This window comes from Gemmatimonas sp. (assembly GCF_027531815.1).
Lineage (GTDB): Bacteria > Gemmatimonadota > Gemmatimonadetes > Gemmatimonadales > Gemmatimonadaceae > Gemmatimonas.
Genome location: NZ_JAPZSK010000006.1, coordinates 683354 through 696682, shown reverse-complemented (window position 1 = coordinate 696682; position 13329 = coordinate 683354). Strand labels below are relative to the sequence as shown.

Annotated in this window: 11 protein-coding genes; all 11 read right to left on the bottom strand. The window is 68.4% G+C overall.

What is annotated here, in order from left to right; genetic code table 11:
- Positions 1 to 107: 107 nt before the first annotated feature.
- Entirely contained in the window at positions 108 to 1715 is a 1608-nt protein-coding gene (locus O9271_RS10475) for a glycosyltransferase family 39 protein (protein ID WP_298269185.1), read from the bottom strand.
- A gap of 29 nt (positions 1716 to 1744) precedes the next feature.
- A complete protein-coding gene (locus tag O9271_RS10470) occupies positions 1745 to 2488 on the bottom strand; it encodes a glycosyltransferase (protein ID WP_298269182.1) in 744 nt (247 codons plus the stop codon).
- Between the two features lie 67 nt (positions 2489 to 2555).
- Positions 2556 to 3920 carry a citrate synthase gene (locus O9271_RS10465; protein ID WP_298269180.1) on the bottom strand — a complete coding sequence of 455 codons (1365 nt, stop codon included), beginning with the start codon at positions 3918 to 3920 and terminating at the stop codon, positions 2556 to 2558.
- 338 nt (positions 3921 to 4258) lie between these two features.
- Positions 4259 to 5725 carry a CRTAC1 family protein gene (locus O9271_RS10460; protein ID WP_298269178.1) on the bottom strand — a complete coding sequence of 489 codons (1467 nt, stop codon included), beginning with the start codon at positions 5723 to 5725 and terminating at the stop codon, positions 4259 to 4261.
- Between the two features lie 7 nt (positions 5726 to 5732).
- Positions 5733 to 6332, bottom strand: a complete 600-nt coding sequence (locus tag O9271_RS10455) for a hypothetical protein (protein WP_298269176.1) — start codon at positions 6330 to 6332, stop codon at positions 5733 to 5735.
- A 62-nt stretch (positions 6333 to 6394) separates the two neighbouring features.
- Complete coding sequence (locus O9271_RS10450; RefSeq protein ID WP_298269174.1) at positions 6395 to 7171, bottom strand: LytTR family DNA-binding domain-containing protein; 777 nt, start codon at positions 7169 to 7171, stop codon at positions 6395 to 6397.
- Between the two features lie 28 nt (positions 7172 to 7199).
- On the bottom strand, positions 7200 to 8270 hold the full coding sequence (locus O9271_RS10445; protein WP_298269172.1) for a histidine kinase: 1071 nt from the start codon (positions 8268 to 8270) through the stop codon (positions 7200 to 7202).
- Entirely contained in the window at positions 8267 to 9121 is an 855-nt protein-coding gene (locus O9271_RS10440; RefSeq protein WP_298269170.1) for a tetratricopeptide repeat protein, read from the bottom strand. Before O9271_RS10440 ends, O9271_RS10445 begins: the two co-directional genes overlap by 4 nt.
- Positions 9093 to 11249, bottom strand: a complete 2157-nt coding sequence (locus tag O9271_RS10435) for a TonB-dependent receptor (protein ID WP_298269168.1) — start codon at positions 11247 to 11249, stop codon at positions 9093 to 9095. Before O9271_RS10435 ends, O9271_RS10440 begins: the two co-directional genes overlap by 29 nt.
- A gap of 247 nt (positions 11250 to 11496) precedes the next feature.
- Positions 11497 to 12759, bottom strand: a complete 1263-nt coding sequence (locus tag O9271_RS10430) for a hypothetical protein (RefSeq protein ID WP_298269165.1) — start codon at positions 12757 to 12759, stop codon at positions 11497 to 11499.
- A gap of 20 nt (positions 12760 to 12779) precedes the next feature.
- Positions 12780 to 13262: a hypothetical protein gene (locus tag O9271_RS10425; protein ID WP_298269163.1), complete on the bottom strand. Its 483-nt coding sequence runs from the start codon at positions 13260 to 13262 to the stop codon at positions 12780 to 12782.
- Between the last annotated feature and the right edge of the window lie 67 nt (positions 13263 to 13329).

The window sequence follows — 13329 nt, the reverse complement described above, 5'->3', positions numbered from 1 at the left end:
GAGAGACATCGAATGTTAATCCCATGGTCGGATGAGGGTATGTCCAATCTGTCCGGATGAACATGCAATGACACCGAATCCGGCCGCGAGTTCCGTGCCATACGACCCTAGGGGCGTGCCGCGCCTCTGTCCGTGAGGCGATAGAGACGCCAGGACGATTCACGCAGCGCGTCGGCGGCGACGGCGGTGCGTACGTAGCGACGGTCGAGGCTCTCTTCCATGTAGTGCCAGGGGTCCTGGAAATCGGCCTCGAACTGCACGAGCCACGCGGCGGGCGCGGCGTGCGCGTCGATCCACGCGTCGGTGCTGTCGCGTGTGACCGGTACGGTCGCCCATCCCTTGAAGGGCTGGCTGGTCCACCACGCATCGACGTTCACGGGGAACCCCTGAACCGCAGCGGTACTGTCCCGGCGCAGATGGTAGCGCAGGGGTACGGCCGCATAGTTCGAGATGATGTGAACGGGGAGGCGGCTCGTATCGGCGCGGATGACCGCCGCGATGCGGGCCAGCGGCTGCGCCTCCGGTGTCATGGTCATGCGCAGGCACCCTGCCAGTGACAGGAGCGCGGCGACCGGTCCGGCGACGGTCAGCGCTGGCCGCAGTCGATGCAGTGCCTCGAGCCCGCGCCAGAGCAGCAGGAAGAGCGCGGGGGCCGCCACGAGCAGGTACCGGCGGGAGATGGGCACGATGAGCGTCCCCGCGGCCGTGACAGCGAAGATGAGGACAAAGGTGAACGCCAGCTCATCGCGCGCCCGCACGGCCAGGAGTACACCCACCGCGAGCACCAGAAAGGGGAGGGCGAGCAGTCCCATCACCAGGACGCCGGTCGCGGGGAACACTCCCATGATGCTGGCCGTGCTCATCGCGAGACTTTTCGCCCACGCGACCATTCCCTGCGGTGCCAAGGCCGTTCCCGCGGGTGCGGCGGCCGTCGTGGCTGCTTGCCTCTGGCCGTCCGTTATGGCCGTGGGGCTCGTCGCTGCCACGGCGGCCACATGCTGGCGGTCGATGGCCAGCTTGCGGGCGCGCTGCTCGAGGAGTGTGGGAAGCCAGAGTCCCGTACCCACGCCAGCGATCACGACAAAGCGCACGAACGGACGCCAGCCGGCGCGGCGCCGAAGGCAGCGCAGCAGCCAGGCCAGCCCGAGTCCGCTCAGGAAGAAGAGACCCGTGTAGTGCGTGTACACCAACAGCGTTGCCGCGACGGCAAGGATGGCTGCGGTGCCCTCGTGCTGGTGGGCGGAGCGGCTCTCGTCGTGCAGACGCACGACGCACGCGAGCACCGCGGTGGCCAGCAGCACCGTGAGCGCATACATGCGCGCCTCGCTGCCGTAGTAGACGAGGGCGGGCGACAGCGCAAACAAGGCGACGGCGGCGCTCCGCACAGTCACGCTGCCACCTGCCGGTCGCAGGGCCGCAGCGAACACGAACACGCTCGCCGCGTACGCGAGGAGGGACGGGAGGCGCAAGGCGAGCGGGCCGTCGCCGGCCAGCCGGTACCAGCCGTTCATGAGGGCGAAATAGAGCGGCGGATGCACATCACCGGTCACGAACGTCCACAGCGATGACAGCGGCATGGTGGCGAGCAGCCACGTGTGATACTCGTCGAGCCACAGTTCGCGCCGCCCGACCAGGATCGCGGCCAGGACGAGGCCCGTGAGCGCCACCGTCACCACGAGCGCGAGGTGTGCCCCGTCCCCCCAGCTCCTGCGCACTCCGGCTCGCCGTGGTTCGCCGGCGTCACTCATCGCACGCTCTGCCGGATGCGCAGCAAGTCGAAAAACGCGCGGAAGAAATCGCGCGGCCGCACCTTGGACCCGTCCACATCCACCCACTGCTGCAGCGGCAGTTCGAAGATGCCGCGACTCGGGTCGGCGGCGCGCACGCGCTCCGGGAGCGCCAGCAGTCGCGCAATCATCTCCACATCGAAGATCCAGCGGGACACGAACGGTCGCTGCAGCACGTCGCGCAGACTCTTCGACACACGGAACATCTTGGCGCCGCACTGCGTGTCATACACGGGCAGGGTCAGGGTCACCGACACCGCCGTGGCGAATACCCGACCGAGGTAATGGCGAATGGCCCGTCGCCGGATGTTGCGGCCCAACAGCTGCACCCGAGCCCCGAAGATCCAGTCGGCGTCGGGATTGCGGCGGAAGGTCCCCAGAAAGTTGGGAATCTCATCGAGTGGCGTGGCGAGATCGGCGTCCCAGAAGCCCACGAACTCCAGCCCCGGGCGATCGAGCAGCGCAAGCAGCCCCTGACGCACCGCCTCCGCCTTGCCGCCGTTGGCGGGGAGGCGGAGCACCTCGGCGCGGCCACTTGCCGTGCCCCGGACCATGTCGCCGAGCACCGCCGCGGTGTCATCGGTGCTGCCGTCATCCACGAAGAGCAGCAGCGGTCCCGACGGATCGGACAGGAACGCCTGAAAGGTGGCCCGGTCGAGTCGCCGGGCCTCGTTGTAACAGGGGACAACGAGACCCAGCACCGACGCCTGCAATGTCGAATCGTTCAATCGTGTCTGGTGCACGCAGTATCGTTCGGGAGCGGCGCGCCTACTTCCGAATGCTGTCCTTGCGCGCCTTGGGGAACTTGTCGGTGAGCAGATCGGCGTACTGCCGCTCGCCTTCGCCGATGTAGATCTGCCGGGGGCGGGCGATCTTCTGCTCCTTGTCGAGGATCATCTCTTCCCACTGCGCCATCCAGCCGGCGACACGGGCCACCGCGAAGAGCACCGTAAAGAAGTCGGTGGGGAAGGCCATGCTGCGATAGATGAGGCCCGTGTAGAAGTCGACGTTGGGATACAGCTTGCGGGCGATGAAGTAGTCATCGCTGAGCGCAATGCGCTCGAGCTCCAGCGCGATTTCGAGGTCCTTGTCCATGCCGACCTGGGCGAACACCTCGTCGGCAAGCTGCTTCACGATGCGCGCGCGCGGGTCGTAGCTCTTGTAGACGCGGTGCCCGAAGCCCATGAGCCGCTGCTCGCCCTTGCCGCTCTTCACGGCCTCGATGAAGGCGGGGATGTTCTTCTTGTCGCCGATCTCGCTGATCATGCGCAGCACCGCTTCGTTCGCGCCACCGTGCAACGGACCGAAAAGCGCGGCGATGCCGCCCGCCACCGCCGAGAAGGGGTCCACCCCCGACGAGCCGATCGCGCGCACCGCGCTCGTGCTGCAGTTCTGCTCGTGATCGGCGTGCAGGATGAAGAGCACCTCGAGCGCCTTCACGAACACCGGGTTCGCTTCGTACTTGGGCTCCGACATGCGCGCCACCATGGAGAGGAAGTTCTCCGTGTAGCTGAGATCGTTGTCGGGGTAGATGAACGGCAGCCCCTTCACGTGGCGATACGCGAATGCCGCGATGGTCGGCAGCTTCGCCATGAGGCGAATCATGCTGATGTAGCGCTGTTGCGGGTCGTGAATGTCCCGCGCCTGCGGATAGAAGCTGGAGAGCGCGGCGGTGGCGCTGCACAGCATGTTCATCGGGTGCGCGTCGTACCGGAACCCTTCGAGGAACTTGCGGATGTTCTCGTGGACATACGTGTGGAACGTGATGTCGTGCACCCATGTGTCGTACTGCTTCTGGTCGGGCAGGTTGCCGTGGCGCAGCAGGTACGCCACTTCGAGGAAGGTGGCGTTCTCCGCCAGCTGCTCGATGGGGTAGCCGCGATAGCGCAGGATGCCCTTGTCGCCGTCGATGAAGGTGATGGCGCTGCGGCAGGAGGCAGTGTTCATGAACGCCGGGTCGTAGCTGAGCGTCCCGAAATCACCAGCTTCCCGCTTCACCTGCTTGAGATCGGCGGCGCGGATGTACGTGTCCCCTTCGGGCCCCTCGGTGCGGATGGGGGCCGTGTAGGTGGATCCGGTGCGGCTGTCGCGGATCTCGAGGGCGTCGGGCGTGGTCGTCGTGGGCTGGCTCATCGCGGTCGTTGTACGGCGGAGGTCACGGGACTGGGGAGCATGGCGGGTAAGCTAATGGCCGTACCGCCACGGGGAGGGGGGCACTCGCTTCCCGGAAGCCCGGGCCCTCGTTGTGCCCAAGACCGGCGGCGGGCCGGTTTCGTCACAGCGACCTGTCACCGGGCCCGGCCCCGCCGCCATGCCCTGGAGCTGACCCGTCGCGCACGGCGTTGGCCATGGTCTCGGCCGGGCAAGCCACCATCTCGTCTCGCGGCGGCACGCGGCACGTCAACCCGACGGTCGACTCACGCGGCTCCAGCCCGGTGCAGCCCGTACCGGGGTGCGACGCTCTTCGTGTCCTACGGCACCCGCACCGTGAGCACCCGGCGCCCGTTCACCGCCACGTTGCGCACGCGAGTGACCCGGCGGGTGCCGTTGGCCGGCCAGGTGACCTCCACGTCCACGCGGCCGCGGCGGGCAAGCCCGATGTGTACCGGCGTGTCGCTCTGGGCATCGTAGCCAGAGCCGGCATCCACGAGCGCGGTGGCCAGCAGCCGCGACCCGCCGGCGGCAAACACCCGCACTTCGGCCCCCGCCCGTGTGGCGCGGCCGCGTCCGTCCACCACCCGCACGCGCAGCGACCGCGAGGCCACGCTGTCGGGGAGCCGATTGGCAAAGACGGCGTGCGGCCCTTGCCCGGTGAGTGCCAGGTCGGCGGTGCCGTCGCCGTCGAGATCCAGCCATTGCACCCCATGGTCGGCAGCCACGGCCGCGACGCCGGCCGGCGTGATGTTGGCAAATCGCCCACCCGCCTGTCGGTACAGATAGTCGGGCCAGTTGCGCCCCTGGGTCACGGTACCGTTCAAATAGAGGTCGAGCGCGCCGTCGTGATCGAGATCGGCCAGGGCGCAGCTGTCGTAGCGGCCATCCACCGCCACTCCCCATTCGGCAGCAACGTTGCGCCACCCGTTGCCGTCGGCGAGAAAGAGACCCGGGGTGCCGTAGTTGGCGGTCACCACATCCAGACGGCCGTCGCCGTTCACATCGGCCACGCAGGGGCGCACCGTGCCGTTGGCCGGATCGCGCGGCGCGCGCCCTCCCCAGGCCAGCCCCCACGCTTCCGCGACATCAGTGAAGCGTCCTTCATCATTGCGAAACACCGCATTCGCGTCACCGTCCATGTTGCCGACGATCACGTCCAGGTCACCGTCGGCATCGAGATCGGCCCACACGGCGCCCACGCTGCGGCGCGTATCGGCCAACCCCACCTCTGCCGCCACGTCGCGCAGGCGTCCGCCGTCATTGCGGAACAGCGCGTTGGCGCGGTCACGAAAGGCGACGAACAGGTCGAGGTCACCGTCGCTGTCCATGTCCACCCACACCGGCTGCCGCACCGCGCCGCTGTCCACCGCCAGGCCGGCCAGGGCGTTGACATCGGTAAAGCGCCAACCGTCGTTTCTATACAGCTGCAGCACCGGTCCGCCCCCCGGCGCGAACCCCACAAGCAGGTCGGCATCGCCATCAGCGTCCCAGTCACCAAAGGCCGCCGCTCGGGTGGGGCGCGCCTGTGCCACACCACTGGTGACGGCCATGTCCACAAACGTGCCCCCGTCGTTCCGATAGAGACGGTTGGGCGCACCGTTGAATCCCACAAACAGCTCCGCGTCGCCGTCACCGTCCACATCGGCCAGCGCGTTCACGAACGAGTTGGGCGCGGCGAATGTCTGGGGCTGGATCGCTTCCAGATGGACCGCCGGTTGACTCGACCCAACCAAGCCGAGCACGACGAGGCTGCCAATGAGCTGGCGAAAGGTGACCACCGGCATGGCGTGTTTATCGGTGAAGACTGACGCGCACCATGGCTCCAGTGCCGCGCCCGAAGCCGGTGCTCACCCTGATGGGCATGGTATCCCAGTGCTCGACACCGATCGCCACGCCGATCACGGAACCCAGGGCGGCCCCGCCGAACGCGGTCAACGCCACCGATTCCGCTACGGAGCCACAGCCCGGCACCGCCGGGTCCAACTCGCATTCGGTTTCGTCGGCGGGGATCAGCCCCAGCAGCGCGCCAACGCCGGCACCCCACAGCGCTCCGCGCAACGCACCGCGTCCGCGACTCTTCCCGCGAAAGATGTCGACCGCGTTCAGCAATGGGATCGCCACCGTCACGGGACTCGCATTCGCCCGAGCCACCGTGAGCGAATCACCGCTGCGGGCAATGATGATGCCGCGCACGGAACCCGCCAGCTGCGGCCCGCGCATGCGAATGGTTGTGCCCGTCTGCAACTCGGGATACTGCGCCTCGGCTCGCGTGCCAGGCGTGGAAAGGGCGAGCAACAGCGAGAGCAGCGGCAAAAGGACCCGACGAGGGGTGAGCATGGCCGTCTCCAGCGAGAGGATGACGCACAGCGTGGCCGCGTGCAGATGACACATCGACCGCGTCTCTCGAAGCTTACGCGCAGCCAATCCAAATGGCGAGTTGCCGCGCCTGGTGATTACCCGGTGAGTTGCCGCAGCAGCTGAGTCCCCGAGCGGCTGGCCACGATCTTGGCCCCGTCACGCAGCTCCACCAGATAGCGTCCGGCATCGTGCGGTCGAATGGCGCTCATGAAGTCGAGATTGACCACGTGCGACCGATGAATACGCACGAACCGCGCGGCATCGAGCCGCGGCAGCAGGGCGCTGAGCGTCATACCAAGGAGATGGCGACGCCCCTCTGCGACGAGCGCCACATAATCGCCATCGGCATCGAGTCGGCTCACCTCGGCGAGGCGAATCGGTACCAGCCGCTGTCCGAGGCGCACGAACACCCGCTCCAGCGGTCGCGCGGTGCCGTCCTGCACCTCACGCAGCCGTTCCAGTGGCTCGATGTCGGCGCGCAGCCCCACCCGCTCCTGCAGGCGAGTGACCGCCGTGTCGAATCGCAGCGCCCCGAAAGGTTTGAGCAGGTAGTCCACTGCTCCCAACTCGAACGCCTGCACCGCATGTGAATCATGCGCCGTGGTGAACACCACATGCGGCCGATGCGTGAGCGCGGCGAGCACCGCGAACCCGTCGTGTCCCGGCATGCGCACATCGAGGAAGAGCACATCGGGGCGCAGCGCCTCCACCAGGGCAACTGCCCCAGTTCCATCAGCCACCTCGCCCACGAGCGCGAGGGCCGGACATCCCTGAATGAGCGTGCGGAGATGATCCCGCGCCAACGGTTCATCTTCGGCGATGACGGTGCGCAACGGAGCACGCGGTGCGGCGCTGGAACTGTCGAGCGTCACCGGGCTCCCCCGCCACATGCGGACCAGGTCATGCGGGCAGTTCCACGGTGACGGTGAAGCCGCGGCCGGGCGCCGTCGTCACCTGCAGGGTGCCGTGAGCCCCATAGCGCGCCGTGAGCCGCTTGCGGAGCGCATCGAGACCAATGCCGGAGCCACGCGTAGGATGCTCATTGCCCTGTGGAGGTGCTCCCGCGCCGTCGTCGGACACGGTCACCACCAGCTGTTCACCGCGCACCGCAGCGCGGAGCTCCACGGTGCCGCCGTGTACCTGCGGGGCAAGGCCGTGGCGAATGGCGTTCTCCACGAGTGGCTGCAGGGAAAGGCTGGGGACATGCACATCGCGGGCGTCGTCGTCGATCTCCATGACGACGCGCAGGCGCTCCCCCAGCCGGGCGTGTTCGATGGCCAGATACAGCTCCACGAATTGCAGTTCCTCGTCGAGCGGCACCGTCTCCCGTGCCCCGCGCGCAGGGTCCAGCACATAGCGCAGCAGCGAAGCCAGCTGTTCCAGTGCCCGTTCCGCCGCCGAAGGGTCCCGGCGCACGAGCGCCGTGGCCGTATGCAGCGCATTGTACAGAAAGTGCGGATCAACCTGTGCGCGCAGCACCGCCAACTCGGCGCGCGCCCGCTCGGCCTCGGCGATGCGGAGCCGCGCCTCGCGCTGCCGCCCGCGCGCGCTCACCATGCGCCCCCAGGTAAGACCGGCAATGACCGCGTACACCACCAGACCGAAGAACAGCTGCCACGCGATCCACGGGCGCACTTGCGTGATGGTGGCGTCCCAGCTGCCCAGCGCCTCACGGATGCCGTACACGATGTACGCACTCCACGCGACGGCGTAGAGCGTGGCCGCGACCGAATGCGCCACGAGTGGCTGCCGCCCGGCGCCCTCAGGGTTGGCGTCGAGCTGCCCTTGGCCGAGTCGGTGTGCCCACCAGAGGGCCGGCACACCGAGCAGCGCGGCCACGCCCACGGCGAAGGCGGCGCTGTGCACCGCATCGCCAATGGACATGTTGTTCGGCCCGCCAATGAGCAGCGCGTACAGCAGTACCAGCGGCGTCCAGCAGGCCGCGTACAGCAGAGCGCCACGCAATGTCATCGGGTGCGCTCCAACTGCGGCTTGAGTACGTATTGCACCCAGGCGAAGGCAGGTGCGAGCGCCAGCGCCTGGTCGTACGCCGCGCGCGCCGCTTCGCGGTTGCCCGCCTTGGCCTCCATCTGACCCAGCCAGGCATAGGCCTCGGCACGCCCCCACGCCGGCAACGGGCGCGCCGGTGCATCGGCGCTGAAGGCTTGCAGGGCCTGCTGCAGCAGGGTGCGCGCCTTCTCCTCGCCCCCACCGAAAGCGGCGGGCTTGTACCAGGCCGAAACGGCCCGCAGCATCAGCACCCGCGGGTTTCGCGGTGCCAACGCTACCGCCTTGTCCTCGGCATCACTGGCCTTCATGCCGAACCGAATGCCGCGCAGCATGCTGTCACCGATCATGGAACCGAAAGCCGAAGCGAGCAGGGCGTGTGTCTCCGGAAGCGGGCGGGTGGCCACCGAGCGCTCGAGCAGCGCCACGGATTCCTCAAAGAGTGGCAGCGCCGTATCGAAGTCGCGCTGCTGCTGCGCCTGACGATAGCGAATGTACCCCCGATAGTGCAGCAGGAGCGGATCGTCGGGGAAGGCGGTAAGGGAGCGTTGGGCGAGCCGGTAGCCCGCCACAAGTAACGTGGTGTCTCCGGAGAGGTAGCCGCGCTCGGCGAGCAGTCGGACGCTGTCCGCCCACCGTGCGGCACCACCGAGCGCCGGTGACGCCGGCGGTGCCGCAGACGGGGCGGCTGTGGCCGGAGGGGTGGCGGCACCACGCGACTGCGCATGGGCCACTGTGGGCTGCGAGAGCAGCGCCACGAGTGCCACTGCACCAACAGTGAGACGATCAGGGAAGCAGCAGGGTCGCGCCGGCATAGATACTCCGATTGAAGGGTGAGCGTACCGGCGTGCGCGCGGTGAAATCGCGGTTCCACGTGTAGCGCATGATGTTGCGCCGGTCGAAAACATTGGAGATGGAGGCCCAGAACACCGCGGTGGGGCCACGCTGGCGCGCATGCAGCCAGCTGATGCTCACATCGCTGCGCAGGTATCCGGGGAGCCGCAGCGCATTGGGCGCACCGAACACCGGCTGCGGCGCATCGACGCTGGGTACGCTGCCGATGATATCGGTGAAGGGGCGCCCGGTGGCGTAGCGGAAGGCGCTGTTGAGCGACAGGCGACCGATCTCACGTTCGGTGAGCCAGACAATGGAGTGCGTCACGCTGGCCGGAGCCGGTGCGAGCTCACCGCTCTGCGGATCCGTGCGGCGGGCATCGAGGACACTCCACACCAGCCGCGTGCGCGACTTCTCGGTCCACTGCCACCGGAATTCGCTGTCCACGCCGAGGGCGTCGCCCACGCCGCCGGTGGCCACACCAAAGTCGGAGGTGAACTGCGAGAGTGCGTTCCAGCGCCGCGCATACGCTTCGATGCGGGCGCGGGCGCCTACCGTGCCGCCGCGTTCCACCGCCAGAGAGGCCTGCGAAACGCGCATGGGGGCCGCGGTCTGCCCGCGCACGAGAATGGGCTCGGGCACCTGGTGGTACACGCCACCGGCGGCGACCAGTCCCCACGCACCGCGCTGCACGGCGAGCGCCACGCGCGGGTCCAGCGTCGTACGTCGCGTGAAGTCGCTGCGATCGGCGCGTGCCCCGACGGTGAGCTGCGCCAGGGGGTGCAGGCGCCACCCGATCTCCGCGTGTGCGCCGGTGCGCACCGTGGGAGCGTTGACCCGAAAGAGCGTGGTCTCGTCGGTCGTGCCCGTATAGCGTGCCGTGAATCGTTCCTGCTCCACGCCGATGTGCACATCGAGGCGCGTGCCCGGCGCGCGCTGCACCGCCATCACGACATGCTCGCTCGTGAGGCGTGTGCCAAGCGCGAAGGCGGTCAGTGACTCATCACGCGTATGGCTGCTGCGTCCCGCGGCGAACGACGGGCGCCACCGGTGCGTGGTGTCGCGCCAGGAGAGCACGGTCAACCCTTCAGTGGTGGCGGCGGCGTACCGCGCCTGGTCCGAGACGTCGGCGGCCCCCACACCGAAGCGCTGCTGCTGCCGCACGGTAAACAGGCGGAGACGGCTGTGGCGCGTTGTGGCGAACTCCACGGTGAGCGCCGCGTCCCCACCGCGCGGCGGCGGGTCGTAGGGCTGCGCTTCCCCGAAGGCGGCCACGAGCGGACCGAGGTTGCTGATGTTGGCCAGGGCGCGCACACCGAAGCGAGGCGTGATGGCCAGCGCGGCATCGGCCGACGCGCCGCCTATGCTCGCGGTGAGGGAGCCGCTATTGCGTGTCGGGCGCCCGGCGGTCTCCATGCGCACCACGCCACTCAACGCGTTGCCGTAGGCGGCACCGAAGGCGCCGGCCGCGAGGGTGGCGTTCGACAGCAGGAACGGGTTCAGCGATGCCCCCACGTGTCCCGTCGGGTTGTTGAACCGTGCCGGCGAGAGCATGACGACATCATCCACGAGGACGCGCGTTTCCGTCACGTCACCCCCCCGTACGAACAGTCCGGTGCCTTCGTCGACCGCATTCACGCCGGGGGCGAGTTGCAGCGCGCGCGACACGTTGGCCGCGGCACCGGCCGTCTGCACCACGTCGAGCGGTGTGAGGGCCTCCTGGCGTGTGGTATTCGTGAGGCGGAATTCCCCCGCCGGCCGCACCGTCATGGCGGTCAATCGCGGGACGCCACGGGGGAGCACGAACACGAACCCGCTGTCCGATGGCAGCTGCACGTCCAGTGACACCGGCGGGTCGCCCAGGGCGCGTACCACCAGCAGGGCGGGGCCGGTCCACGTGGTCCGCAGCACAAACCGCCCGGTGCTGTCGGTGACGGCGCGTTCCTCGGTCTCGAACAGTTCGACGCGCGCGCCCACGACCGGAAGCCCCGAGGGGCGCACCACGGTGCCCCGGACGACCGATCGCGTCTCCGCCGCCTCCTGGGCGCGAACGAACGAGGGCGTGGTTGCTGCCGTGAGCAGCAGAAAGAGGATGGCAGTGTATCGCATGCCGCAGCCTACGCCACAGCGCGCCCCGTGATTCGGTCAAGTCGGTGAATCGACAGCACGGGTCGGTGAATGGCGCCGGCAGCCATTTCCGGGGCCGGCGCTCCGTACGAACAGCACGCCCCCAGCTGCCGGGGCAACTGGGGGGTGGAGCCGGCGACACGCGTTCGGTGGCGCGCGGCGCCAGCAGCCTAGCCTGGGGGGAAGTTCGGATTGCTGCGCGTTTCGGCCACCGGTGCGGCATCTCCGCTCAGTTCGGCGCCCGTGTCCCCGCGCCGCTGTACACCCGGTTCCCACCGATCACCGGCCCGTTCACGCCCACGCCGTAGTTGTTGTCGATCGCGGCGATGAACTGCTTGATGCTGCCGGGAAACGGAGTGGGGCGGCCGTTGCGGCCGAAGGGGTCGGTGTACCACTCCGTGGCCCCGCCGCCGTTGCTGATCACGTTGTCGTTGATGTCCACCTGGCGGCGGGCACCGTTGAACGCCGACCGGCTGTCGTCGAAGTCCACGCTGAGCAGGGTGCCGTTGGCGGTGCTCGTAAGCCCATCGCACTCGCGACTGCGCGCCCGGCGATCGCCCATGACGGTCGCGCATAGGGCGACCGGACGTCCCACCACGGTGGGATTGAGGGGATCGAAGAAACGACTCGGCCGGAACACCTGAAAGTACGGATTGAAGAACGCCAGCCGTTTGCCGTTGGCCGACTTGATCTCGTTGGACGTCTCCCAGCTCTCGTGCAGGCTGCCGAAGTCGGAGCTGCGCGTCGGATCGACGAGGATGCGATTCAGGATGCACGCGGCGTCCGGAATGCGGCGGTGTCCGCCCCCCGCCGGCGCGTTGGCCGGACTGCCGACGCCGGCGGCGATGGTGCCGCCGCAGGTGCTCTGGAACTCCCCGGCGCGCCCGATGGCGCTGAGCATGGTGATGTGCATCTCGGTGCGATCGTTGCACCGGATGTGATAGTTGAGTTCGTGCAGGTTGTTGGTGAACGCGTCACGCGAGTGCGTGCCCTGGTGCAGCTTCGCCATCACGTCACAGGTCACCTCCAGCACGCCGCCGCTGCCGCCGGGGCGGATGCGCAGATCGTTCTCCCATTCGATCTTGTGCCCCACATGATCCTCGTGCCGCTGCATCCCGAGACCGGCGAGGTCGAGCTGCTCGTTGGCATAGCCGAAGGGGAGATCGCCCACCTCCCGATACAGGGCGGAGCCGCGGGGATCTCGGCCGTGCTCATGACCGAAGGAACAACCGGTGACGGGATCCGTTGGTGGATGCCACGTGGGGTACTTCTTGCCGTCGGGTCCCAGCGTCGCGTAGCGATTATGCACGTCGGCGGAACAGGTATCGCCGCGCCCCGGTGTCCAAATGCCGAAGGCCCGGCTCGGGGCAGCCGCGGCAATCGCGTCGGCTGACGGTTGCGTGGGGGCGTCGGCGGCGCCGCTGCACGCCGCCAAGGTGGCCACGATCAGCAGCCCCGCAAGCGCGGGGCGATAAACAAAGGCTGTGCGCATACGATGTTCTCCGGAAGTGATCAGCGAAACCACGATAGCGCGAACCCCGTGCGAATGAGCGCCAGGCGCGCGTTGGGGTCGATGGCATTGTCGGTGCGTGCGCTCTGCAACTCGCCGCCCACCGACACGATCGCGTCGAGATGGGGCGTGACCGTTGCCGAGCCGATGCGCCAATCGTGACCAATGCCAACCGTGAGTGCCGGCGACTGGGTGCGGAACCCCGCGTTGCCGTCGCTCACGCGATAGCGCGCCACGCCGGCGCCGCCCTGGAGAAACGGACGCGTGCGGCCGAACGCATAGCTGCGCAGCAGCACGGTGGTGCTGCGCACGGTGCGATCCGCCTCGCCGAACACGTCGAACCATCCGACGGTTTCGACCCCCAGCAGCAAGGATGGCGCGAGCCGGAGTCCGGCACTTGCGTGCAGCCCCCATCCATACGTGGGATCCTGCGTGCACACGTCGCAAAAGAGGTCGGCGCCACCGCGACTGCCTCCGATCGACATCCACGCTCCGTGCTTGGTGGCGAGGTGCGCGATCGCGCCGCGCACTGTGGGCTCGGTGGGCGCCGAT